Source organism: Actinacidiphila yanglinensis (assembly GCF_900107965.1).
Taxonomy (GTDB): Bacteria; Actinomycetota; Actinomycetes; order Streptomycetales; family Streptomycetaceae; genus Actinacidiphila; species Actinacidiphila yanglinensis.
On sequence record NZ_FNVU01000001.1, the window covers coordinates 222,068 to 245,072 of the forward strand.

Below are 23,005 nucleotides of genomic sequence, written 5' to 3' on the forward strand. Positions count from 1 at the left end.
GGACCGAATTGGCCAACCCCCCTTTGTACACCTACCCCGCCCTCCACTCCGTCAGTTGGTGACGGTTCTCACGGCGTCCGTACGGTCACCGGTCCGTCGGAGTGTGTGCGGGTGTCGTAACAAGTCCGTTCGGGGGGCACCTTCGGGTTGGATGGGCCCGGGACGCCTCGGATAGCGTGCCCGTATGGTTGCGCACGGGGGGCAGGACGGGACCGGTCACGTCGATCTCGCCGGGAGCGGGGCGACGCCGCTCGCAGCGGACGACCCGCGGCAGATCGGACCGTACCCGCTCGTCGGACTGCTCGGCGTGGGCGGGATGGGCCGGGTGTACCTCGGGGTCGCGGAGGGACGCTACGCGGCGGTCAAGCGGGTCCTGCCGGCGCTTGCCCAGGACCCCTCCTTCCTGCGGCACTTCAACCACGAACTCGACAACCTGGCCCGGCTCCCCGCAGGTGTGAGCGTCCCGCTGCTGGAGACCGGCCGTAACGAGAACCCGCCCTGGTTCGCCACCGAGTACATCCCCGGGCTCACCCTGGCCGAGGCGGTGGACCTGCACGAAGGGCCGCTCCCCAGCGAGGCGTTGTGGTACCTGCTGCGCGAACTGACGGTCCGGCTCGCGGCGTTGCACGCCCTGGACATGCTGCACCGGGACGTCAAGCCCTCCAACGTGATGATCACGCGCGACGGGCTCGCCCTCATCGACTTCGGCATCGCGCGGGCCGCCGACCAGAGCCGGCTCACCAAGACCGGCATGGTGGTGGGCACCCCGGAGTACATGTCGCCCGAACAGGCTGCTTCCAAGGGTGAGTTGACTGGCGCGGCCGACGTGTTCGCGCTGGGCAGCCTGCTCTTCTTCGCGGCGACCGGCGAGTCCCCCTTCGGCAAGGGCGCCGGCCTCGAAGTGCTCTACCGCATCGTGCACAGCGAGCCCGACTTCGCGGCGCTGGACGGGATCGACCCGGAACTGGCCGCCATCATCGCGGACTGCCTCGACAAGTCCCCTTCGACCAGGCCCAGTGCGGCCGACCTGCTCGCACGCTGCGCGGAAGCCCCCGTGCCCGCTGCCATGGTCTGGCCGGCGGCCGTCGGCGAACCGCTGGAGCGACGTGCCGCGTTCGCCGCGGAGGTGCCCGCGGGGTTCCGACCCGACACCGCGACCATGGCGTTGAAGGCTGCTCCGCCTGCCGCGGCGGGCGGGGGCGAGGGCGCGGCGGTCGGAGCGGTGGCTGGAGCGGGGGGTACGGCCGTGGGGCCGTCTCCCGCAGAAGCCGCGGCGGCGGGCGGCACGTCCGCGAAGAGCGGGCGCAAGCCCCGGGAGGGTGCGCGGCGCTTTCTCAGGCTGCCGATCATCGTGCCGATCGTGGTGGCGGCGGGCGGGATCACCCTCGTCGGCCTGCTGCCGTACACGCACTCGGACACCGACGGGAAGGCGTCGGACACTCCCTCGGTCTCGCTGACCGCCTCGCCGTCCGCGGACGGGTCGGTGACGCCGGCGGCCTCGGGTCACTCGGCCTCGACGTCCGCCTCGGCGCGCCACTCCTCCGGCAAGGGCGGCAAGTCCGGTTCGGACGAGAAGAAGTCCGGGAGCGGGAGCGGCGGTTCCTCCTCCGGCGGTTCGGGCGGTTCGGGCGGTTCGGGGGGCTCCGGCGGGTCGAGCGGTTCGGGCGGGGGGAGCGGGAGCACGTCCGGGGGGTCGTCCTCGTCCTCGGGCGGTTCGTCCTCCGGGGGATCCGGCGGTTCCGGTGGGGGGAGCGGCGGCACGAAGATCGGTTCCTCGGGGACGTACCGCATCAAGGACGCGTCCGACGGCAAGTGCCTCGAACACGACACCAGCAGCGGCAGCCCCAGCGCGTACGCGGTGGGCAGTTCCTGCTCCTCGACGAACGGCTCTTACGCCGAGTGGACCTTCTCGCCCGGACCGAACGGCACGTTCAAGGTGATCAACAAGGGCAGCGGCAGCTGCATGACCGCCTTCATGTCGAGCGGCTGGATCAACATGGACAAGTGCGGCTCGAACTCCGGCCAGTACTGGCGGATCGGCAGCGCGAAGTCCGCGGGCAGCACTCTGGAGAGCACGACGTACTCCCAGTGCGTGGAGGTGGTCCCGGGCAGCTCCGCGAAGGTGACGGGGTGCACCGCGGGCTCGGCCCAGCTGTGGAGCTACGCCGGCTAGGACCGAGCGACTCCCGGCGGCGGAATGCCGACACGGCAGGGGGACGTGATGGAGCGCGAGGAGCGGGCGCGGATACTCGTGGAGATCCTGGGGGACCGGGACGAGCGGGCGGACGAGCGGGACGACGCCGCGACACATCCGGGCCTGTATCCGTTTCCGTTCGTGGCCGACGCGCTGGGCAGGGTCGCCTCGTCGGAGGATGAGGACATCGTCCTCGTCGAGACCGCGGGGGAGTCCCTGGGGGAGGTGTGGGCCGCACTCAACAGCGTTCAGCCCGAGGTGATGAGCGCGCTCAGAGGGGCGGGGAGGAAGGAAGTGGAGGCGGTGTTGAGGGGGCGGGCCGCACCTTCTCACCTGGTCGGCGCAGGCGCGCAGGCGCGCAGGCTCGGAGGCGCGCAGGTGTCAGGGGGTGAGGGCGACCCAGGTGCCGTGGGCGGGGGCGTGGAGGAGGGGGGCGAGGCCGGCCGCGTCGAAGGCTTGCTCGATCGGCTCGCGGCCCTCCGCGAAGTGGTCCCAGCCGTCGTAGTGGGTGGCGAGGACGAGGGCGGAGCCGAGCACCGCGGCCGCGGCGGCCGCGCGGACGCTGTCCAGGCTCAGCGGGCGATCCCCGAACTTGCTCGGCACGTGGGCCGCGCCCATGTGCAGCACGGCCACGTCGATCCCCGGGATCCGGCGGCCGATCTCCGCGACGGTGGCGACCGAGGCGTTGTCGCCGCTGACGTACACCGTGGGCAGGCCCTGGCCGGACAGCACGAAGCCCGTCACCTCGCAGTTCACGAAGCCGTCCGGCGTCCGCTCGCCGTCCTCGGGGCCGTGTACGGCCGGCACCGCCGTCACCGTCACCGGGCTGCCGTCGGGCCGCGGCACGCTCGACGACTGCCACGGCGCCAGGCCGAGCGCGGTCGGCCCGAGCCGGCCCGCCGCGCCGGGGCAGGTGACGATCGCGGGCGCGGCGAGCGCGAAGGCGCGACCGGCGGTGTCGAGGTTGTCGGGGTGGTCGTCATGGCTGACCAGGACCAGGTCCACCGCGCCGAGCCGGTCGGCCGGCAGCGCGGGCCCGGCGGTCCTGGTCAGGTAGTCGTGCGGGCCCGGCGGGTCGAACGTCGGGTCCGAGACGATCCGCAGCCCGCCGTAGTCGAGTACGGTCGTCGGTCCGCCGAGCACCATCGCGTGCCGTTCCCTGCGGGCCAGTTCCTGCTCGGTCATCGCACTCCCGCCCCTCGGCGCGGGCCCGCCACCGGGCCGGCCGAGTTCCGTCCTCGGGGTCACCCCGCCCCGACCCACGATAGGCAGCGGGCTTTCCGGTCGCATGCGGGCCGCCGACCGTCGGCGTACGGTCGCTGCCGCTCCGGTCCGTGCATCGGCTTGACCAGCACCTTTGCGCCATCCGGTCGGAGTGGGGTGCCACGCAGCGCAGCGGCCGCACTTCGGTGACGCCCGGTGGCAACCTGCCGGGGTCGCCCACACGGGAGTTGTCATGCCGGAGCCCTCACCGCGCGTCGCCGTCGACCCCGCTCCGCTGGGCCTGGCCGCCTTCGGAGTGACGACCTTCCTGCGCAGCCTCTCACCGGTCTGGCCACGGCGGCGATCGCCCTGTACGGATCCTTCGCGGGCGTCATCACCAACACCTGGGGGCGGCACCTGATCCCGACCTTCCCCGATCCGGGACGGCGCCTCGCCCACCTCGCGCGCCGGAAGAAGCGCCCGCACTCCGTCACGTCCTCCGCCGGGGAGCGGGAGATCGCCCGCGCGGAGAGCTGAACGCCCGGTGCCGGACGCCGCGTTGCCCGAACCTCCCGGTGCCGGAACCCCGGCGCTGGAAGGCCCGGCCTCGTACGTGGGAGGAAGCCGGTCCCGCCCGGCACCCCACTGACCTTTGACTTCATCCGCGGCGCGCGCGTTTACTCGGGTAGCCGACCGACCGACTATCCACGGCCGGCCGGTCGGCAGCCAACGTCCCTCCGCGCCAAGAGGATCACCCCGCATGAGTACGTTCACCGGCATCGCCCACGTCGCCGTCGTGGTGCGCGACCTGGCCGCCAGCGTCGACTGGTACCGGCGTGCGCTGGGATTCGAACCGGTCGGCGCGGTGGTGCCCGGCCCCGCCGAGGCGGGGCATCCGCGACAGGTCCTGCGCCACGCCGGCAGCGGGCTCGCGCTGGCCGTGCACGAGCCCCTGCGCCGCAGCGGCGACCGGTTCGACCCGTCTCGCACCGGGCTCGACCACTTCTCGCTCGCCGTTCCCGACCGCGCGGCCCTCGACGGCTGGGTCCGGCACCTGGACGGGCTCGGGGTGGCCCATTCACCGGTGCGGGACACCGGTTACGCGGAGTTCGTCACCCTGACCGACCCGGACGGCATCGCCTGGGAGCTGTGGGTGTCCAGGCCGTAAGCGGCCGCACCGCAGGATCGAAGCCGCCGCGCCTGGCGCAGCGCCCCTGCCGTACCCGGGCTCGCGTCACCGGGCCCGCCGCCTCGCCCCGCCTCACCGGCCCATCGAAGTGGCCGAACCTACTATGGAATACATGAGAACCATCGTGGGAAGGCCCGCACCGGGTCTTCGCAAGAGGTCATCTTTGGAGTGATCCGTGTCCCCGTCGACCCCTCCCGCGCCCCCGACCACCGTCGACTTCTGGTTCGACCCGGTCTGCCCGTGGACCTGGCTGACCTCCCGCTGGATGCTGAACGTCGCCGGGACCCGGCCCGTCACGATCGCCTGGCACGTGATGAGCCTGTCCGTGCTGAACGAGAACCGGCTGGACGAACTGCCCCCGCCGGTCCGCACGCTGATGGGCGACGCCTGGGCGCCGGTGCGCGTGCTGACCGCGGTCGAACTCACCCGAGGACCCGAGTGGCTCGGGCCCCTCTACACCGCGCTCGGCAGCCGCTACCACCTGAAGCACCAGCCCAAGAACCGGGCGACGCTGGAGAGCGCGCTGCGCGAGGTCGGACTGCCGGTGGAACTCGCCGACGCCGGCGACACCGACCGTTACGACACGGAACTGCGCGCGTCGCACAGCCGCGGCATCACCCTGGTCGGCCAGGACGTCGGCAGCCCGATCCTCGCCGTGCCGGGCCCGGCCGAGGGCGCCGACCCCGTCGCCTTCTTCGGCCCCGTCGTCAGCCCGGCCCCCAAGGGCGAGGAGGCCGCCCGGCTCTGGGACGGCGTGCTCGCCGTCGCCACCACCCCCGGTTTCTACGAGATCAAGCGCACCCGCACGCACGCGCCCGACTTCCGGTGAGCCGCGCAGCAACCGAGCCGCGGGCGCCTGAGGGCCTCGCGGTGACCGCGCGTGGACGTGCCGGCAGCCGCTCGTGGCGGGGAGCGGGAGGCGGGTGCATAGGATCGCCGGCATGGCACTGCGACCTGTACAGGTGAACTTCAAGGCCCTCGACGACGCGGTCGTCGGCCGGTTCTGGGCGGACGCCCTCGGCTGGGGCGTGTCCAGCGAGGCGCCGGGCGTCACCAACGTCGAGCCCGGCGGCTCGTTCGTCTGGCCCGACCCGGTCGCGCTCTGCATCGACGTCGTCGCCGTCCCGGAGGCCAAGTCGGCGACGAAGAACCGGGTGCACCTCGATCTCGCCAGCACGTCCGCCGCCCACCAGGCCGAACTGGTCGAGCGGCTGCTGGCGTTGGGGGCGACGCCCGTCGACATCGGCCAGGGCGACGTGCCGTGGACAGTCCTCGCCGACCCGGAGGGCAACGAGTTCTGCGTGCTGGAGCCCCGGGAGGTCTACCGGGACACCGGGCCGATCGCCGCAGTCGTGGTCGACTGCACCGATCCGCGGGCCACGGCCCGGTTCTGGGACGAGGCGACGGACTGGACCCTGCACGAAGTGGCCGACGACCACGCGACGTTGCGCTCGGCCGGGGGCGTCGGCCCGTATCTGGAGTTCCTCCGCAGGCCGGAGGGGAAGACCGTGCCGGACCGCGTCCACCTCGACCTGCTGCCGTACCCCGGTGACGACAAGGCGGCGGAGGTGGACCGGCTGCGGGCCCTGGGTGCCACCGATCTCGACCTCGGCCAGGGCGACGTGCCGTGGACGTGCCTATCCGACCCGGAGGGCCACGAGTTCTGCGTGCTCGGCCCGCGCTGAGGAGCCGCCGGACCCCATTGAGGCGACGCGTGGATGGCGCCCGGCCCCGTACCGTACGGAGCCGGGCGCCGCTCAGCCCGGCAGGACCGCGCCCCTCACTCCGGCAGGAGGGCCACGCTCACCCGCTCCAGCCGGGCCGGATCGGCGATCGCCTCGTACGCCGTGATCCGGCCGTCCTCGACGGTGAAGGTGAGCGCGACCAGCAGCCGGCCGCGGGGAGCCACCAGGAGTCCCACCCGGCCGTCGACCAGGGCGAGTTCGGCGGTCCGCGCGCGGCTCGCGAGGAGCACGGTGCCCTCCGCGACCGCCCGGGCGCCGCGCAGTTCGGCCGCCGCACCGGGTGCCAGGGCCGCGGGGTCGCTGCGCCGCACCACGTCGGGGGCGAGTACCGCGAGGATCGCCGTGAGGTCACCGGCCCGGGCGGCCGACAGGAACGCCGAGACGACCTCCCGCTGGCGGGCCAGCTCCTCCGCCGGGACCGCGGGGGTGCCCCGCACCTTGCGGCGGGCGCGGCTGGCGAGTTTCTTCGCTGCGACGGGGGTGCGGTCCACCATGGGCGCGATCCGGTCGAAGGGCACGGCGAACATGTCGTGCAGGACGAAGGCGACGCGTTCGGCGGGCTCCAGCGTGTTCAGCACCACGAGCAGCGCACGGCTCACGGAGTCGGCCAGCAGTGCCTGCTCCTCCGGCCCGCCCGGACCGGCCGGCTCCGCGACCAGGTCGAGGTCCGGCTGGTCCGTGAGCTCCTCCCGCCGCGACCGGCGCGAGCGCAGCATGTCCAGGCAGATGCGTGTCACCACCGTGTGCAGCCAGCCGGCCAGGTTGTCCACGTCGGCGGCGCCGGCCCTGCTCAGCCGCAGCCACGCCTCCTGCACGGCGTCCTCGGCCTCGGCCGGGGAGCCGAGCAGCCGGTAGGCCACCGCCAGGAGCCTGCCGCGCTGCGCCTCGAAGCGGTCCGCCAGGCCGTCGTGCTCGTCCACTGGTCACCTTCCGTCGGTCCGGTCCGTCAGATGTCTGACGAACACCACCCCACGAAAGTGACGGCAGCGGTGACGACTGGAGTGACGACGAAGGTGACCACAGACGTGAGGGCACACGGGAAGGATGTGCCGGCGGACGTGCCGGGGGAGCCCGCGGCGTCCTTGCTGCATCTGGATTCCAGCGCCAACCGCCGTGGTGACTCGGTCAGCAGGGAGCTGACCGCGCTGTTCGCGGAGACCTGGCGGGCCCGGCACGGCCCGGCCGGGTACCGGTACCGGGACCTGGCCGCCGATCCCGTGCCGCCGCTGGACACCGGCTACTGCACCCTGGGCCGGCGGCTGGAGCAGAACGGCCTGCCCCCCTTGGACGAGGTCGGCGCCTGGACGCGCTGTCCCGCCGAGGAACGGGAGTGGGCGCTGACCCGCCCGCTGGTCACCGAGCTGCTGGCGGCCGGCACCGTGCTGATCGGGGCGCCGATGTACAACTACGCGGTGTCCGCCCTGCTGAAGGCGTGGATCGACCGGGTGGGATTCCCCGGTGCGTTCACCGACCCGCACACCGGGGAGAGCCTGCTGCGCGGCACCCGCCTGGTGGTGGTCACCACGCGCGGCGGTGCGTACGGTCCGGGGACCCCGCGCGAGGCGTGGGACTTCCAGACGGCCTACCTGCGGACGTACTTCGGCAAGCAGGGGGTCGCCGAGGAGAACATCCGCTTCGTCAGCGCCGAGATGACGCTGGCCGGGCTGGTGCCGCACCTGTCCCGTCACCGCCCCGCGGCGGCGGACTCGCTGGCCGCCGCGCGGGCGCGGGTGACGGAGCTGGCGGCGGAGACCGCCGGTGTGGGGGAGGCCGGGACGGCCGGCGCGCGGTCACCGGAGGGCGGGCGTCAGTAGCGCGCACCGACCGGGGGCTGGATCGCGTCGAGGTCGGCGAGGTCCGTTCCGGACGGCTCGACCTCCGCGGCTCCCGCGTTGTCGGCCAGGTACGCCGGGGTCTTCGTGCCGGGGATCGGCACGACGTGCGGCCCCTGGGCGGTCAGCCAGGCGAGGGCGACCTGGGCGGGGGTCGCGCCGATCCGGTCGGCGACCGCGCGGACCTGGGCCGCGATGCGAGGTTCGCCTGGAGGTTGTCCTGCTGGAAACGGGGCAGCCGGCGCCGCTGGTCCTTCTCGGGCAGGTCGTCGAAGGAGGCGAACCGGCCGGCGGGGAAGCCGCGGCCCAGCGGCGAGTACGGCAGCAGGCCGATGCCCTGCTCGACGCAATACGGCAGCACCTCGGCCTGCACGTCCCGGGTCCACAGCGAGAACTCGGCACCCCCGGGCACCGCCTCGTCGTCCACTATGCCGACGTGTACTACGCCGACGTGGCGAGCCCCGACCACGACGCGATGGTCCTGCTCGACATAGTCAGCGCGCAGCCCGCGTCCGCGACCGCGGTGGACGGGGACGACGGTGCGGGTACGGGCACGGACGCCGGTACGGGCGCCGACGCCGACGCGGACGTGCGCGAGTCGTAGCCACGGGGCCGGAGCCGCCCGACCCGCCGGATCACGTGGGTGGACGCGGGTCCGCGGCGGTGGACCGTCCGCTCGCGGAGAGGCCGTCCAGCAGCAGGTCGAGCCCGGCCAGGAACTGGTCGCGGTCGTCGTGGTCGCGCAGGGCCGCGGTGGCGCCGGTCAGGAAGGGGTAGGCGGCCGGATCGAGCCGTCCCCAGCGCTCGGCGGTCCGCGCGAGGAAGGACGCGCGGTCGGTGGTCGCGCCGACGGTGACGGCCGGGGCGATGATCTGGGCGCTGACGCCGGTGACGTAGTAGAAGACCGCGGTGGCGACGGCGAAGTGCCGCTCGGCGGGCAGTCCGGTGCGCGCGACCAGGGTGCCGATGCGGTCGAACAGGCGCAGCCCGTTGGGCAGGCTGGCGGGCGCGGTGACGTGGGACGCGGCCCACGGGTGCCGGTCGAGGCCGTCGAAGACGGCGACGGCGAGGGCACGCAGCCCGGTGCCGTTCTCCGGGCGCGGGACCGCGGCCAGGGCTTGGCCGAGCACCTGGTCCGCGGCCAGCGCGACGAGCTCGTCCTTGTTCGCCACGTGCCAGTACAGGGCGCCGGCGCCGGTGTTCAGCCGCTCGGCCAGCAACCGGAAGGTGAGCCCGCGCTCGCCGCGCTCGTCCAGCAGCGCGACGGCCGCGCCGACGACGATCTCGGGTGAGAGGGCGTCGGCGCGGCCGCCGGCGGGTGCGCGTCCTCGGGTCCGTGGCATGACCTCATTTTGACATACCTGGAACGGCGTTCCATACTCTTATTGGAACCACGGTCCATTAGCGACCGGCAAGCGGAACAGCCCAGGCCCGCCCGCACCGGAGCCACCACGCGAATACCGCCCAGGAATGAGGAAGCCATGCACACCAGCCACCCCTCGATCGCCGTCGTCGGTGCCGGCCTCGGCGGCCTGACCCTTGCCCGGGTCCTGCACGTCCACGGCATCCCCGCCACGGTCTACGAGGCCGACCCCGCGGCCGGGTCCCGCACGCAGGGCGGCCGGCTGGACATCCACGAGGACGACGGGCAGCGCGCGCTCGCGGCGGCCGGCCTCACCGGCGAGTTCCGCGCGATCATCCACGAGGGGGCCGAGGCGACGCGCGCCCTCGCCCCGGACGGCGGCCTGCTGCACGACGAGCCCGACGACGGCACGTCCCGGCGCCCCGAGGTGCTGCGCGGCGACCTGCGCCGGATCCTGCTCGACTCGCTCCCCGAGGGCACGGTCCGATGGGGGCACAAGGTCACCGCCGTCCGCCCGCTCGGCGAGGGCCGGCACGAGCTGACCTTCGGCGACGGCTCGACCGCGATCACCGACCTCCTCGTCGGCGCCGACGGTGCCTGGTCGAGGGTCCGTCCGCTGCTGTCCGACGCGACGCCCGAGTACACCGGCACAGCCTTCGTCGAGACCTACCTGTTCGACGCCGACGAGCGGCACGCAGCTGCGGCCGCGACCGTGGGAGCGGGCGCGATGTACGCGCTGACCCCCGGGAAGGGCATCACCGCGCACCGCGAGGCGGGCGGCGTCCTGCACACCTACGTCCAGCTGAACCGCTCCGCCGAGTGGATCGCCGCGATCGACTTCACCGATGCCGCTTCGGCGGCCGCCAGGATCGCGGCCGAGTTCGAGGGGTGGGCGCCGGAACTCACCGCGCTGATCACCGACGGCGAGACCGCGCCGGTCGCCCGCATGATCCACACCCTCCCGGGCGGGCACCGGTGGGACCGCGTGCCCGGGGTGACGCTGCTCGGCGACGCCGCGCACCTGATGCCGCCGTCCGGTGACGGCGCGAACCTGGCGATGTTCGACGGTGCGGAGCTGGCGCGGGCGATCGTCGCGCACCCCGGCGACCTCGAAGCGGCGCTCGCCGCGTACGAGGCGGAACTTTTTCCGCGCAGCACGTCCTTCCACGCCGACGCGGTCGAGATCCAGGAGCTCTGCCTCGGTGAGCGGGCTCCTTTCGGGCTGATCGAACTCTTCACGGGGCAGGCGCCCGGTCGCGCGGACGAGGCTCAGATTGCTCCGGCGCGGTAGTGGGCGCGGCGCTCGTTCCGGCTGCGGGCCAGCCCGCCGGGGTGCCTCTGCCCGTGGTTCTCGGGACCTTGCGGTTCACCGTGGTGTGGGGGCGCCCCCAGCGCCCCCTGGGCAGGTGCGGCTCCTCCGCGGGCAACCGTCGCCGGGGCGCGAGGGGGCGTGCGGCTAGGCGAGGATTTCGAGCATGCGGTTGCCGAGGACCGCGGCGGAGTGGGGGTTCTGCCCGGTGACGAGGTTGCGGTCCTCCACCATGTAGGGCTCCCAGATCGGGCCGCGGCTGTACTCGACCTCGACCTTCTCCTTGAGGTCGGTCTCCAGCAGCCAGGTCGCCCGGGAGGCGAGGCCGACGGCCTCCTCCTCCTCGTTGGTGAAGCCGGTGACCTTGTAGCCCTTGAAGGGCGAGACGCCGTGGATCCGCGTGGCCAGCAGCGAGGCCGGTGCGTGGCACACGATGAACAGCGGGTTCCCCGACTCGAGCTGCGCCGTGAGGAGGCGCCCCGCGTCGGCGTCGAACGCCAGGTCCGACATCGGGCCGTGGCCGCCGGGCAGGTAGACCGCGTCGTAGTCCTCCAGGCGCACGTCCGACAGCTGGAGCGGGCGCCGCATGACCTCGGCGTCGCGGATGATCGCCTCCAGCTCCAGGGCACCCTTCTCCCCGCCCGCCATGGCCGGGCGCAGGCTCATCATGTCGACGTTCGGGGTGGTGCCGCCCGGCGTCGCCACGGTGATCCGGTGACCGGCGTCCGTCAGGATCTTGTACGGGTTCGCGAACTCCTCGGCCCAGTAGCCCGTGGCGTACCTGGTCCCGTCCTTGAGCACCCAGTACGTCGCTCCGCTCACGATGAAAAGTACCTTCGCCATCGCGTATCAGCCTCCGCTGCGCAGACACCCCCGAGTGGTCTGATTTCCAACGTCTCCAGCGTAGGCAGGAGGCGGAGTGGACGCACGTGGACGGGTGGCGGGCGGCGCCGTGTGCCAATCCTGCCGGGCGCGAGCCGAGTTGAGGGGCCGAGTCGGGGGCCGGGTTTGTGGTGGAGAGGGCTCGGAGGGTGCGACTCCGCGTAGAAGGGCGCCGCACCGAGAGTGAAAAGGGCGCTCGCTCCCTCCCGGGCGTCTCGGGTCGTCCGGGAGGGAGCGGGCGGGTCAGGCCAGGCAGGCCTCGGCGACGGCGACGTCCTCGGGGACCCGGCCGCCGGACACCCCGACCGCGCCGATCACGCGGCCGCCCGCCCCGGTGATGGGCAGGCCGCCGCCGAACGTCACCAGCCCGCCGTTGGTGACCTCGACGTTGTACAACTCGCCGCCCGGCTGGGACAGTTCGCCGATCGAGGCGGTCGGCATCCGGAAGAAGGCGGCGGTCCGGGCCTTCTTGATCGCGATGTCGACGGAGCCCAGCCACGCCTCCTCCATCCGGGAGAAGTGCAGCAGGTTCCCGCCGGCGTCCACGATCGCGATGTTCTGCGGCACGCCCATCTCCGCGGCCTTCGCGAGGCCCGCCGCGGTGCGGTTCATGGCTTCCTGCAAGGTCAGATCGGTCACGGTTGCTCGTCCTCCCTGAGGGTCCGGTCGGCACGCGACGCCTTGCCGGGTGCCGTGCGACGCGAGGGGGCCGGGCGGCGGCCTCGGCGCACTCCCCGGCAGGACAATAGGTGAGGAAAGGCGCGGATCGACCGGACGACACGGCGGTACGGCACGGCGCCCCCGCCGTCGTACGGCAGGCGGGGGACAGGTCGTGCGCCCGCCCGTGCCGCGGGGTCAGTCCTCGAGGATCCGTTCCCACAGCAGGCTGTCGCACCAGTCCCCGTCGAGGAGGATCGCGGCGTGCGCGACGCCGTACGGGGTGAACCCGTTGCGGCGCAGCACCCGCTGCGACGGCAGGTTCTCCAGATGGGTGGACGCCTCGGCGCGGCGCACCCCGAGTTCGCCGGTCATCAACCGCAGGGCGAGCCCGACCGCCCGACCGGCGTGCCCCTGGTTCTGGGCGACGCTGCCGATCCAGTAGCCGACGGAGGCACGGCGCAGGTGCGGCTGCGGCAGGATGCCCCCGATGGTGACCTGCCCGATCACCTGGTCGTCGGCGAGCACCACGCCCGGCCAGACCGAGCCGGTTCGGTGTCCGGCCAGCAGGCGGTCGATCCGCTCCGCCTGGCCCTCCGAGGTGAAGTAGCGGGCCGGCTGGGCCGGTTCCCACCGCTGGAAGGCCTCGGCGTCCCGCACCCGGTGCGCGGCGATCGGGGCGGCGTCGGCGGGCTCGATCAGGCGGATCCGGGTGGTGCTGCGCACGGGCTGGTCCTCGTCGCGGGCGGTGGATGGGACGGCCAGCCTATGCGGGCGGGTGGCGTGCGCCGGAGCCGCGCCCGGCGCCGGATCCGGCTCCCCGGACCTGCCGAGGTCCACCTGATTCCCGCAAGGACCGCTCCTACGGTGCCAGGATTCGTGACGGCGCGAAGGCATCCCCGCACGACTGAGCGGCGGGTACGGGGAGGCCGCCGCCGTGCTGGACATCCTCGGCCCGGCCGACGAGAATCGATGCGATTCGATCAACTCACCTGACTTCTGCCCGGTGATGGAGTCGGTGCGGGGCGCGTGCCCCCACTCCGCGCCACCACTGGACGGTTTCAGGCGGCTACCACGGGTCGGTACCCCGGGCACCGGCGACCCAGGTGGGCCGCCCCGCCGGGCAGCGAAAGGGATTCGCCGTGCCTTCGGCGAACTACCGCGCCCTGCTGCGTACCACGGGCGCCGCTGCCTTCTTCCTGCCGGCATCGTGCGGACGCGTCGGCGTCGCGATGACCAGCCTCAGCATCGTCTGGCTCGTGCACGCGCACACCGGCACCTTCGCCTCGGCCGGTCTGGTCAGCGGCGGGTGCGCGGTGGCCGAGGCGGTCGGCGCGCCCCAAGTGGCCCGGCTGGTCGACCGGTTCGGGCAGAGCCGGGTGCTGCCGCCCGCGCTGCTCGCGCACGCCCTGGCGATGGCCGCCCTCGTGGTCCTGGTCACCGCGGGCGCCCCCGACGCCCTGCTCGCCGCGGGCGGCGTGCTGGTCGGCGTCAGCGTCCCCCAGCTCGGCGCGATGTCGGCGGCCCGCTGGGCGGCGCTGCTGCGCGGCGACCGGGCGGGCGAACTGCCCACCGCCTTCGCGCTGGAGTCGGTCAGCAACTCGGTCGGCTACCTGGTGGGCCCGGCGCTGGTCAGCACGCTCGCGGCGGCGGGGCATCCCGCGGCCGGCACGGTGCTGGCCGCCTCCCTGTCCGTGTCCGGCGGCCTGCTGCTCGCCGCGCAGCGCGGCAGCGCGCCCGCGACCGCACCGCCGACCGGCGGCGCCGCGCACGAGCGCGGCGACCGGTCGCTGCTGCGCGGGGGTGTCGCCGTGCTGATGGGGCTCAACCTCGCCATCGGCGTCTTCTTCGGTGCCATGCAGGTGTCGGTGACCGCCTTCGCGGTCGAGCACGGCGCGCCGGGCGCCGCGGCCGTCATCCTCGCCGTCTCCAGTTGCAGCGAGCTGCTGGCGGGATGGCTGTACGGCCTGCGCCGGTGGCGCGCCGCCCTGCAGGTTCAACTCTTCGCGGCGACCTGCGCGTTGCTGCTCGGCACGCTGCTGATGCTGACGGTGGGCTCGCCGCTCGGGCTCGGCCTGGTCGTGGTGCTGACCGGTGCGGCCGTCCCGCGCCTGCTGGTGCTCTTCTCCGTGCTCACCGAGGCGACCGTCCACCGGGACGTGCTGACCCAGGCGTTCTCCTGGCTCGGCTCGGCGAGCGCGGCGGGTTCGGCCACCGCGGCGGGGGTCTCCGGCTGGGCGATCGACGCGCTGGGGTCACGCGGCGGATTCACCGTCGCCGCCGCGGCCGCCGCCGTGATGGCGCTGCAGGGGCTCGCCGGCCTGCGCGTCCTGCGCCTGCCGCAGGGGCGGGCGGCCCGCGTCGGGCCGGGCTGACGGCCGCACACGTCGGACGGCTCCGGTGCCCGCGCGGACACCGGGGCCGTCCCCTCACCCGGCCGGACCGCAACCGGTCCGGGCCACCTCGGACCGGGACGTCACCCGGCCGGGCCGGTCAGAGCGGGTTCACCCGGTACATCGGGAAGTACGAACCGATCCTGCCGTTCAGGTAGTCCTCGGCCAGCTCCGGCACCCGGTCGAAGTCGTAGATCGTGTCCGACTCCTTCGGCGCGATCCAGCCCTCGCTCTCCATGAAGTCCCGGATCTCCCGCGAGTCGTGGATCCGCCACACGTGCGTGTTCACATGGATGTGCCGGCTGATGCACTCCGCGCCGCGCAGATGCGACACGCGCATCCCGGCCTTCCAGCCGCAGGTGGTGACGACCCCCTCGCGGGCCAGGGCGGTCAGGGTGATGTCGTACAGGGGCTCGCCGATGTTGTCCACGAAGATCGCCGCGCCCTGGCCGTCGCTGAGCTCGTTGACCAGGGTCAGGAAGGCCTCGGTGGACGTGCGGCGCTGCGCGTGCCGCTCCCGGTCCGCGCGCTGCTCCCGGGTGGGCAGCGAGAGGGCGGGGAACAGGCGGCGGTCGACCGGGATGATGCCGTGCTCCCGCAGGAAGGCGAGCCGCTCGTCCGAGCCGGCCGTCATCGCCACGCGGAACCCGGCCTTCTGCGCCAGCAGCAGCTCGGCGAAGGCCACGCCGCCACCCCAGCCGAACACCAGCTGCTTGCCCGGATCGTCGTCGCCGACCTGGCTCCGCCAGCACCCGTAGGCCTTGCGCCAGTTGTCCCAGGCGGTGAAGTACCGCCCGTAGGTGGCCCATTGGGGCAGCCCGTACGGTGTGCCGTCCGGGATCGGCAGCAGCAGCCGCGCGTCGAGCTTCGACCGCTTGGTCAGCAGCCCGATGGTGCCGGGGGCGTCGTAGGCGTAGGCGAGTTCGGCGTAGCCCAGCCGGTCGAGCACGCCGAACGGCATGAGCAGGCACAGGTCGCCCTCGCGGACCCGGACCTCCGGGCCGCCCCCGTTGACCTTGAGCACCCGCACCACGCCCAGGTTGCCCAGGACCACCGCGTCCTCGCCGCGGCTGCTGCACACGTCGATCGGGGTACGGGCCAGCGCGTGGTCCATGTTGGCTTCCCAGGAGCCGAGGATCGGCTCCACCAGTGCCTCGCCCTCCTCCAGCGGACCGAAGGTGAACGGTTCGTGCCGCAGCGCGCTGCCCGGTCCGCCGACGTGCGCGCCGGTCACTGCACCGGAGTGCAGGACCCAGGCTTCTGGTGAGTAGATGACAACCTCCTGTGATGACGACGTGGCCGGGTGCGCGGAGCGGTCAGGGCGCGGTGGCGGCCGGTACCCGGTAGTCCACCGCGACCCCGCCCCACGCCTCGCCCGCGCCGTAGGCCACGGCGCCGAGCCGGCCCTCGGCAGGGAGGGAACCCGCGTCCAGTTCCCCGGCGAAGGCGAGCGGGATGGTGGCGGACGAGGTGTTCCCGGAGTGCTCGATCCGGTTCACGAAGGGCACGCCGAGATGGGTGGTGAAGCCGCGCACCCCTTCCAGGATGCGGCCGTTCGCCTGGTGGCCGACCAGTACGGTCGGCGCGGGCCCGTGGTCGAAGAGGTACTGCGCCGACTCCGCCATGCGGCGCACCGCCCGGTCGTACACCTGCATCCCGTCCAGGTGGATGCCGCCCGCGTCGGTCTCCCGCATCAGCGACTCCTGGGAGCCGTCGCAGCCGGCGACGTGGCGGAAGCCGGTGAACTCCGCGCGGTCCTCCAGCAGGACGGCCGCGCAGCCGTCGGCGAAGATGCACGCCGTCTGCCGGTCCGTGCGGTCCACCATCCGGGACATGGCCTCCACCGAGCACACCAGGACCGACCGCGCGCCGCCCGCGTCGCACAGCGAGAGCCCGGTGACCAGGCCGTAGACGAAGCCGCAGCAGGCCGCGTTCATGTCGAAGGTCAGCACCGAGGGCCCCAGGCCGACGAGTTGGGCCACCTTCTGCGCGACACCCGGGATGCGCTGCCGCGACGAGGTGCTGACCACGATCAGCGCGCCGATCGAGGAGGGCGTGCCCATCCTGGTCACGATCGGCGCGCACGCCTCCGCCGCCACCTCCGCCAGCGGGGTCTCGTCCGGCAGCCAGGAGCGGGTCGCGATGCCGCTGCGCCGCCGGATCCACTCGTCGGTGAGACCGATCGACGTGAAGTGCTCGTTGTCGACCGTCCGGCCCGGCTTCGCGGTGGCGACGTCGACGATGCCCGCGCTCATTCCCCGCTCGCCAGCTTCACGAAGTAGGTGCTGAAGTCGTCCAGGAACGCGAAGCCCGCGGTCTCCCGCAGGTCCCCCTTGACCTGGAGCTCGCGCTCCAGCTGCTGGTGCAGTTCGACCAGGTCGAGGGAGTCCAGGTCGAGGTCGGCGATCGGCCGGGTGAGGTCGTCGGGGCCCAACGACGGGTCGCGCTGGCGCAGTTTGGCCAGCATGGTGTCCGCGATCCGGCCTTCGATGTCGCTCATGTTCCTTCTCCGTTCAAGGTGACAGGTGACGCGTTGACGCGTGACGGGTGACGGGTGACGGGATCGGGGGATCTCCGGCGGGCGCGCGGGAGGGACGGCGCGCGCCGTCAGTCCTCCGCCAGCCGGTACAGCACCTCACCGGACCTGAGGATCGTGCCGACCGTCGCGGAGTGGGCCGTGATCCGCCCGCTGCGCTCGGCCTCGATCTCCGTGCTGGCCTTGTCGGTCTCGACGACGGCGACCACGTCGCCCCGCTCCACCCGGTCGCCGACCTTGGCGACCCACTCGACCAGCAGTGCCTCGTCCAGGGCGTGCCCGAAGCCGGGAACGTGCATGTCCACGGGCGAACCGCTCACTTCGTCATCACCAGCACCTCGTCCTTGATCTCCTGCACACCGATCAGATAGTCCTTCTCGAAGTTCGCCGGGGGATACGTGCGGCGGTCCGGCGCCAGCCGGCGGACCGGGCCGCGGAGCGCGTCGAAACCGTGCTCGGCCACCGACGCGGCGATCTCGGCACCGATCCCCAGGTCCTTGGACGCCTCGTGCACGACGAGCAGCCGCCCGGTGCGGGCGACGGACTCCAGCACCGTGTTCATGTCGATCGGCGCCACCCAGCGCAGGTCCACCACCTCGACGTCGACGTCGGGGGCGAGCGCGTGCGCCGCCTCCAGCACCTCGTGCGTGATCGCACCGAAGGTGGCGACGGTCAGGTCCGTGCCGCGCCGGACGATCCGGGCCGCCGACGGCGACCTCGCCGGCTCGGGATCGCGGGCCGGGGCGCTGCGCCGCCAGTACAGCCGGATCGGCTCGTACATCACCACGGGCGAGCCGAGGGTCACCGCGTGCCGCAGGATCTGGTCGGCGTCCTCGCCGGTGGACGGGCACGCCACCGAGATCCCCGGATAGCGGGCGAAGAGCGCCTCGTTGGACTCGTTGTGGTGCTCGACGCCGCGGAATCCGCCGCCGGTCGGGATCCGCACCACCAGGCTCGGGCTCACCCTGCCGTTCCACCGGCCGCCGATCCGGGCGGCCTGGGTCACCAGCTGGTTCACCGCCGGGTAGCTGAACCCGTCGAACTGGATCTCGCAGACCGGCACCAGCCCGCTGATCGCCATCCCGACGGCCTGGCCGATGATGGTGGACTCGGCCAGCAGCGAGTCGCGCACCCGGTCCGCGCCGAAGCGCCGCTGCAGGTCCCGGGTGACCCGGAAGACGCCGCCGAGGCGCCCGATGTCCTCGCCGAGCAGGAGCAGCCTCGGATCGCTGTCGAGCAGGTCGGCGAGCGTCGCGTTGATCGACTCCGCCAGGCCGGTGGACCGCACCGTGCTCATCACGCGTACTCCTTCACCAGTAGCTCGCGCATCTCGCGCACCTCCGCGTCGACGCCGTCCAGCCAGGCGGAGTCCACCAGGCCCCGGTCGCTCAGCCGCGCCGCGTAGGCGGTCACCGGGTCCGCGGCGCGGGTCCGCGCGAGGTCATCGGGGGTGCGGTACGCCTCCTGGGCGTCGGAGGTGGTGTGGCCCTGGATGCGCCCCACCTGGATCTCGACGAGGTACGGCGCCCGCTCGCCGCGGATGTGGGCGGCCGCCCGGGCGCACGCCGAGAAGACCGCCTCCGGGTCGTCGCCCGGCAGCCGGGCGGACGCGATCCCGAAACCCCGGGCGCGCTCGGCCAGCGAGGTGCGCATCTGCTCCTCGGCCGGCTTCGAGATGGCCCAGCCGTTGTTCTGGCAGACGAACAGCACCGATGCCGACTCCACGGCGGCGAGGTTCATCGCCTCCGACATGTCGCCCTCGCTGGTGGCCCCGTCGCCGATGTAGACGACCACGAAGTCCTCCCGGCCCTGCAGCCGCTGCCCGATCGAGTAGCCGACGGCGTGCAGCGTCTGCGCGGCCAGCACCAGCGTGTACGGGAAGAACCGCACCCGGTGCGGGTCCCACCCGCAGAACGTCCGGCCGGCCCACTGCGCCATCAACTCGTCGGGGGCCACCCCGCGCAGGAGCGCGACCGCGTGCTCGCGGTAACTGGGGAAGACCGCCGGGTCCGGGCCCACCGCGAGGGCGGAACCCACCTGCGCGGCCTCCTGGCCCTGGCAGGACGCCCACAGGTCGATCGAGCCCTGCTTCTGCAGCCGGTGGGCCTCCTCGTCGAGCCCCCGGACCACCAGCATGTGACGCAACAGCGAACGCCGGGTGTCGTCGTCGGGATCTGTCGCGTGTGCGGATTCTGACTTCAAGACCATGGATCACCAGTCGCAGGTTCGTCGATGAGCTTTCTGTCGTGGTGCGTCACCGGGCCCGGAGCGGAAGAGGGCACCCGCGCACACGGGCTTCGGCCCGTGCGGCCCTCAGGAATTTCCGTTGCCCTCGAATGCCGTCGAATCGCGCGTGCTCCCGATCAACCCGGCCGGGAGAAGCGCCGAACCCGAAATTCGAGCGGACCCGTCGACGGGCCATTGCCCGGTCATCGTGGCACACGACCCCAGTGCGGTACAGGTACGGACGGCGCCCCGGAGGCATGCGTGCCCCGTCGGCCTTGTGGCATCGGTGTTCTCTTGTGGCGCCGGTGGTCGGCACCTAGCGTGGCATCAGCATTCCAGGTGGCTGCGGATGCGGGGTGTCCTGTCGACAGGACGACACCGAACTGCGATTCGCCGCGCCGACCCCTGAGAATCCCTTTCTCAAGTCACCCGTGACGGATAAGGACGGTGGCAGTGAGCACGAACCCCTTCGACGACGAGGACGGCCGCTTCTACGTTGTGGTCAATGACGAGGACCAGCACTCGCTGTGGCCGGTGTTCGCCGAAGTGCCCGCCGGCTGGCGGGTGGCTTTCGGTGAGGCGGCCCGGGCGGAGTGCCTGGAGTACGTCGAGAAGAACTGGACCGACATGCGCCCGCGGAGCCTGCGCGAGGCCATGGCGGCGGACTGAACGCCGTAGGGCCGCCGAGCCGATGCGGCGCGACCCGTCGGCACCGCTCGCGGCCGGTTGCGGCAGCGGGGAGGGGCCGTACGGCACGACCTGCCGGCGGCCCCGACCTGCGGATCCCCGCCGGCCGGCCGGGACCGGCTCAACGAACCTGTGCGCAAAGGGCTGTTGACGCGCAGGCGAACACTCGGATGAGGAGATGAAAGGTGTGGGTGGCCCGGTGAGAACCGCGAGCAGTATCAGGACGCGGCCGGTGGGCACCGGCGATGAGCCCGTACGGCACGACGGCGTGCTGACCTTCGTGGGAAAGGAAGCGGAGGTGCAGAAGTCGGGAATGACCTTCCCGACGAACCTGTCCGAACGCGCCTGGGAGCGGATCGGGGCCAACCTCCGGGATCTCACCAACTCCTCCGCGTGGTGGCTCGCCGACTGGCTGATCTTCGGGGAGACCGCGTACGGGTGGCGGCGGTACCGCGAGGCGATCGAGCGGACCGGCCTGGAGTACCAGACCCTGCGCAACTACGCATGGGTGGCACGGCGGTTCGAGCACCACCGCAGGCGCGATGGGCTCAGCTTCGCCCACCACGCCGAGGTGACCCCGCTGTCGCCGCCGGAGCAGGACTACTGGCTGCGCAGAGCCGAACAGCAGAAGTGGTCCCGCAACGAACTGCGCAGGGCGGTACGCGCCGGCCTGGCCGAGCAGTCCCGCGCGGCCGGCGTGCCCGCGAGCGCCGGCGGCGGGCGGCGCGAGGCGGCCGGGCCGGCCGGACCGGAAGGCGACGGACAGCTCCCGCAGGTCACCACGCTCACCATCGAGCTGTCGGCCGGCCAGCTGGACGCCTACGCGAAGGTCGCCGCGGCGCACGGCCTGCCCGTCGACAAGTGGGTGACCCAGGTGCTCGACGCGGCCGACCGCCGCACCGCGTAACGACCCACCACCCAGGCCGCGTTGGCCCACGGCTCCCGTATCCACGGCTCCCCGCGCCCACGGTTCCCCCGCCCCCCCGGCCGCACGGCTCCCAGGCCCCCGGCCCCATCCGCCCTGCCCCACCGCCCCGGCCCGCCCTTCCCCCGGCCGCACCGCTCGCCGGTGCGCCCCTCCACCACCGTGCCCCAGAGGTGCCGGACCGGCGCCGTTCGCCCGCGGTGTGCCGTCGGCCTGCCCGACCGGACACCCGTCACATCGGAGTCAGTTGATGATCCTTCAGGGAAAGCGGGTCGCCCTGCCCCCGTCACCCGTCGTGCACCGGCAGTTCGAGGCGCACGCCCGGACCACTCCCGACGCCGTCGCGGTCCTCTGCGCCGGACGGCAGCTGACGTACGCCGAACTGGACGCGCGCGCCAACCGGTTCGCGCACTTCCTGATCGCGGACGGGCACGGCCGGGGGGCGAAGATCGGCGTCTGCCTCGACTACTCGGTCGACCTGCTCGTCGCCATCCTCGGCACGCTGAAGGCGGGCGCGGCCTACGTGCCGTTCGACCCCGCCTACCCGTCGGCGCGGCTGGAGTTGCTGCTCGGCCAGGTCCCCGACCTCGCCCTGATCGTGGTCTCCCCGGCGACGGCGGGACTGGTGGAGACGGCGGCCGTGCGGACCGTGGTGATCGAGGAACTGGCCGACCGGCTGGCGGTCCTCCCGGCGACCGGCCCCGACGTCGAGGTCACCGGGGACGACGTGTGCTACGCGGTGTTCACCTCCGGGTCGACCGGCACCCCGAAGCTCACCGCGGTCCGCCACGAGGGCTGGTTCAACCTGCTGAACTGGCTGATGCTCGAGTACGGCCTGCACTCCGGGTCCCACAACCTGGTGGTCAGCGCGTTCGGCTTCGACCTGTCGCAGCGCAGCCTGATGATGCCGCTGTTCTGCGGCGCCACCCAGTACCTGATGGCGAGCCGGAACTTCGACGCCGCGATGGCCTACCGGATGCTGACGCGGCACGACATCCGCGTGGTGCACTGCGCCTCCAGCACGCTCTACCTGCTGGTGGACTGGGAGACCGCCCGGCGCGGCAGCGAGCTCACCACGCTGGACTACGTGCTCTTCGGCGGGGAGCCGCTGCACTTCGAGCGGATCGCCGACTGGGCCCGCCGCCCGGGCAACACCTGCACCCTCCTGCACCAGTACGGCGTCGCGGAGTGCACGGACGTCGCGACGTCGTACGACCTCGCCGGCCACCGCCCGGCCGGGGACGACATCGCGCCGGTCGGCACCCCGGCGTACAACACCGAGATCCACCTCCTCGACGAGGGGATGCGCGGCGTCGGGGTGGGCGAGTACGGCCAGGTCTTCATCTGCGGGACCGGCGTCGGCGCGGGCTACCTCAACAGCACCGGCCCCGAGAACGAACGGTTCACCACCGTCGTGGTCGACGGCGAGCCGCGGCGGATGTACCGAACCGGCGACCGCGGACGCGTGACCGAGGACGGCGACCTCGTCGTCGCCGGCCGGATGGACGCGCAGGTCAAGGTGCGCGGCATGCGCATCGACCCCGCCGACATCGAGCGCGCGCTGGGCCGGCTGGACGGCGTCCGGCAGGCCGCCGTGGTGCTCCGGCACACCGACGACGGCGAGGCCGAACTGATGGCGTTCCTCGTGCCGTCCGGCGACGGTCTCGACGAGAACGACGTGCGGGCCCGGCTGCTGGAGGCGCTGCCGCGGAACATGGTCCCGGCCAGGTTCCTGAGCATCCCGCAGATCCCGTTGAGCCCGCACGGGAAGGTCGATCGCGCCGCGCTGACCGCGGAGTTCCTCGACCAGTACGCCGGCAGCGGCACCACGGCCTAGCCGACGGATTCCGACGACCACCGGAGG

Annotated in this window: 25 protein-coding genes; 11 read left to right on the forward strand and 14 right to left on the reverse strand. The window is 73.1% G+C overall.

Going from position 1 to position 23,005, the window contains the following annotated elements; translation table 11 throughout:
- Nucleotides 1–184 precede the first annotated feature (184 nt).
- Nucleotides 185–2,173, forward strand: a complete 1,989-nt coding sequence (locus C4U44_RS01020) for a protein kinase domain-containing protein (protein WP_103883626.1) — start codon at nt 185–187, stop codon at nt 2,171–2,173.
- Nucleotides 2,174–2,575: 402 nt separating this feature from the next.
- Here the strand turns inward: C4U44_RS01020 and C4U44_RS01025 are convergent, their stop codons facing one another.
- Nucleotides 2,576–3,379, reverse strand: coding sequence for an MBL fold metallo-hydrolase (locus C4U44_RS01025; RefSeq protein WP_103883627.1), 804 nt, complete (start codon nt 3,377–3,379; stop codon nt 2,576–2,578).
- A gap of 778 nt (nt 3,380–4,157) precedes the next feature.
- Here C4U44_RS01025 and C4U44_RS01035 point away from each other — a divergent pair.
- From C4U44_RS01035 to C4U44_RS01045, 3 genes are all read left to right on the forward strand, one after another.
- Nucleotides 4,158–4,565, forward strand: coding sequence for a VOC family protein (locus C4U44_RS01035; RefSeq protein WP_103883628.1), 408 nt, complete (start codon nt 4,158–4,160; stop codon nt 4,563–4,565).
- A gap of 196 nt (nt 4,566–4,761) precedes the next feature.
- On the forward strand, nt 4,762–5,415 hold the full coding sequence (locus C4U44_RS01040; protein ID WP_103883629.1) for a mycothiol-dependent nitroreductase Rv2466c family protein: 654 nt from the start codon (nt 4,762–4,764) through the stop codon (nt 5,413–5,415).
- A gap of 112 nt (nt 5,416–5,527) precedes the next feature.
- Nucleotides 5,528–6,271, forward strand: a complete 744-nt coding sequence (locus tag C4U44_RS01045; RefSeq protein ID WP_103883630.1) for a VOC family protein — start codon at nt 5,528–5,530, stop codon at nt 6,269–6,271.
- 95 nt (nt 6,272–6,366) lie between these two features.
- Here the strand turns inward: C4U44_RS01045 and C4U44_RS01050 are convergent, their stop codons facing one another.
- Nucleotides 6,367–7,251: a sigma-70 family RNA polymerase sigma factor gene (locus C4U44_RS01050; RefSeq protein WP_103883631.1), complete on the reverse strand. Its 885-nt coding sequence runs from the start codon at nt 7,249–7,251 to the stop codon at nt 6,367–6,369.
- Nucleotides 7,252–7,356: 105 nt separating this feature from the next.
- Between C4U44_RS01050 and C4U44_RS01055 the strand changes: the two genes are divergently transcribed.
- Nucleotides 7,357–8,145 (forward strand): FMN-dependent NADH-azoreductase, encoded by a 789-nt coding sequence (locus C4U44_RS01055; RefSeq protein WP_235031716.1) that lies wholly within the window; start codon nt 7,357–7,359, stop codon nt 8,143–8,145.
- Here C4U44_RS01055 and C4U44_RS42220 read toward each other — a convergent pair.
- Together C4U44_RS42220 and C4U44_RS42225 are read right to left on the reverse strand one after the other, a co-directional pair.
- On the reverse strand, nt 8,139–8,360 hold the full coding sequence (locus C4U44_RS42220; protein ID WP_235031778.1) for an aldo/keto reductase: 222 nt from the start codon (nt 8,358–8,360) through the stop codon (nt 8,139–8,141). The genes C4U44_RS01055 and C4U44_RS42220 overlap by 7 nt on opposite strands.
- Nucleotides 8,288–8,590, reverse strand: a complete 303-nt coding sequence (locus tag C4U44_RS42225; RefSeq protein WP_235031717.1) for an aldo/keto reductase — start codon at nt 8,588–8,590, stop codon at nt 8,288–8,290. Before C4U44_RS42225 ends, C4U44_RS42220 begins: the two co-directional genes overlap by 73 nt.
- Before the next feature lie 9 nt (nt 8,591–8,599).
- Between C4U44_RS42225 and C4U44_RS41395 the strand changes: the two genes are divergently transcribed.
- The gene (locus C4U44_RS41395; protein ID WP_160144959.1) at nt 8,600–8,767 is read left to right on the forward strand and encodes a hypothetical protein; all 168 of its coding nucleotides are present in this window, start codon (nt 8,600–8,602) and stop codon (nt 8,765–8,767) included.
- Nucleotides 8,768–8,798: 31 nt separating this feature from the next.
- Here C4U44_RS41395 and C4U44_RS01065 read toward each other — a convergent pair whose 3' ends face one another.
- Nucleotides 8,799–9,506 (reverse strand): TetR/AcrR family transcriptional regulator, encoded by a 708-nt coding sequence (locus C4U44_RS01065; protein WP_103883633.1) that lies wholly within the window; start codon nt 9,504–9,506, stop codon nt 8,799–8,801.
- A gap of 138 nt (nt 9,507–9,644) precedes the next feature.
- On the opposite strand from C4U44_RS01065, the gene C4U44_RS01070 reads away from it, so the two are divergent.
- Nucleotides 9,645–10,817 carry an FAD-dependent oxidoreductase gene (locus tag C4U44_RS01070; protein WP_103883634.1) on the forward strand — a complete coding sequence of 391 codons (1,173 nt, stop codon included), beginning with the start codon at nt 9,645–9,647 and terminating at the stop codon, nt 10,815–10,817.
- Nucleotides 10,818–10,982: 165 nt separating this feature from the next.
- Here C4U44_RS01070 and C4U44_RS01075 read toward each other — a convergent pair whose 3' ends face one another.
- The 3 genes from C4U44_RS01075 to C4U44_RS01085 form a co-directional block, all read right to left on the reverse strand.
- Nucleotides 10,983–11,678, reverse strand: coding sequence for a type 1 glutamine amidotransferase domain-containing protein (locus tag C4U44_RS01075; protein WP_103883635.1), 696 nt, complete (start codon nt 11,676–11,678; stop codon nt 10,983–10,985).
- A 282-nt stretch (nt 11,679–11,960) separates the two neighbouring features.
- Nucleotides 11,961–12,356, reverse strand: a complete 396-nt coding sequence (locus C4U44_RS01080; protein WP_103883636.1) for a GlcG/HbpS family heme-binding protein — start codon at nt 12,354–12,356, stop codon at nt 11,961–11,963.
- A 216-nt stretch (nt 12,357–12,572) separates the two neighbouring features.
- Nucleotides 12,573–13,100, reverse strand: coding sequence for a GNAT family N-acetyltransferase (locus tag C4U44_RS01085; protein ID WP_103884140.1), 528 nt, complete (start codon nt 13,098–13,100; stop codon nt 12,573–12,575).
- A gap of 416 nt (nt 13,101–13,516) precedes the next feature.
- Here C4U44_RS01085 and C4U44_RS01090 point away from each other — a divergent pair, with 416 nt between their 5' ends.
- Nucleotides 13,517–14,749, forward strand: coding sequence for an MFS transporter (locus tag C4U44_RS01090; RefSeq protein ID WP_103883637.1), 1,233 nt, complete (start codon nt 13,517–13,519; stop codon nt 14,747–14,749).
- A 118-nt stretch (nt 14,750–14,867) separates the two neighbouring features.
- Here the strand turns inward: C4U44_RS01090 and C4U44_RS01095 are convergent, their stop codons facing one another.
- The 6 genes from C4U44_RS01095 to C4U44_RS01120 form a co-directional block, all read right to left on the reverse strand.
- A complete protein-coding gene (locus C4U44_RS01095; RefSeq protein ID WP_103883638.1) occupies nt 14,868–16,001 on the reverse strand; it encodes an MDR/zinc-dependent alcohol dehydrogenase-like family protein in 1,134 nt (377 codons plus the stop codon).
- An 82-nt stretch (nt 16,002–16,083) separates the two neighbouring features.
- The gene (locus tag C4U44_RS01100; protein ID WP_103883639.1) at nt 16,084–17,022 is read right to left on the reverse strand and encodes a ketoacyl-ACP synthase III; all 939 of its coding nucleotides are present in this window, start codon (nt 17,020–17,022) and stop codon (nt 16,084–16,086) included.
- On the reverse strand, nt 17,019–17,267 hold the full coding sequence (locus tag C4U44_RS01105; RefSeq protein ID WP_103883640.1) for a phosphopantetheine-binding protein: 249 nt from the start codon (nt 17,265–17,267) through the stop codon (nt 17,019–17,021). Before C4U44_RS01105 ends, C4U44_RS01100 begins: the two co-directional genes overlap by 4 nt.
- A 107-nt stretch (nt 17,268–17,374) precedes the next feature.
- Nucleotides 17,375–17,602 (reverse strand): biotin/lipoyl-containing protein, encoded by a 228-nt coding sequence (locus tag C4U44_RS01110; RefSeq protein ID WP_103884141.1) that lies wholly within the window; start codon nt 17,600–17,602, stop codon nt 17,375–17,377.
- A gap of 17 nt (nt 17,603–17,619) precedes the next feature.
- Nucleotides 17,620–18,600 (reverse strand): alpha-ketoacid dehydrogenase subunit beta, encoded by a 981-nt coding sequence (locus tag C4U44_RS01115; protein WP_103883641.1) that lies wholly within the window; start codon nt 18,598–18,600, stop codon nt 17,620–17,622.
- Nucleotides 18,600–19,505 carry a thiamine pyrophosphate-dependent dehydrogenase E1 component subunit alpha gene (locus C4U44_RS01120; RefSeq protein WP_235031718.1) on the reverse strand — a complete coding sequence of 302 codons (906 nt, stop codon included), beginning with the start codon at nt 19,503–19,505 and terminating at the stop codon, nt 18,600–18,602. Before C4U44_RS01120 ends, C4U44_RS01115 begins: the two co-directional genes overlap by 1 nt.
- Before the next feature lie 477 nt (nt 19,506–19,982).
- Here C4U44_RS01120 and C4U44_RS01125 point away from each other — a divergent pair, with 477 nt between their 5' ends.
- The 3 genes from C4U44_RS01125 (at nt 19,983) to C4U44_RS01135 (ending at nt 22,978) form a co-directional block, all read left to right on the forward strand.
- Nucleotides 19,983–20,198 (forward strand): MbtH family protein, encoded by a 216-nt coding sequence (locus C4U44_RS01125; RefSeq protein ID WP_103883643.1) that lies wholly within the window; start codon nt 19,983–19,985, stop codon nt 20,196–20,198.
- Nucleotides 20,199–20,448: 250 nt separating this feature from the next.
- Nucleotides 20,449–21,123, forward strand: coding sequence for an LmbU family transcriptional regulator (locus tag C4U44_RS01130; protein ID WP_235031719.1), 675 nt, complete (start codon nt 20,449–20,451; stop codon nt 21,121–21,123).
- Nucleotides 21,124–21,391: 268 nt separating this feature from the next.
- The gene (locus C4U44_RS01135; RefSeq protein ID WP_103883644.1) at nt 21,392–22,978 is read left to right on the forward strand and encodes an amino acid adenylation domain-containing protein; all 1,587 of its coding nucleotides are present in this window, start codon (nt 21,392–21,394) and stop codon (nt 22,976–22,978) included.
- Nucleotides 22,979–23,005 lie beyond the last annotated feature (27 nt).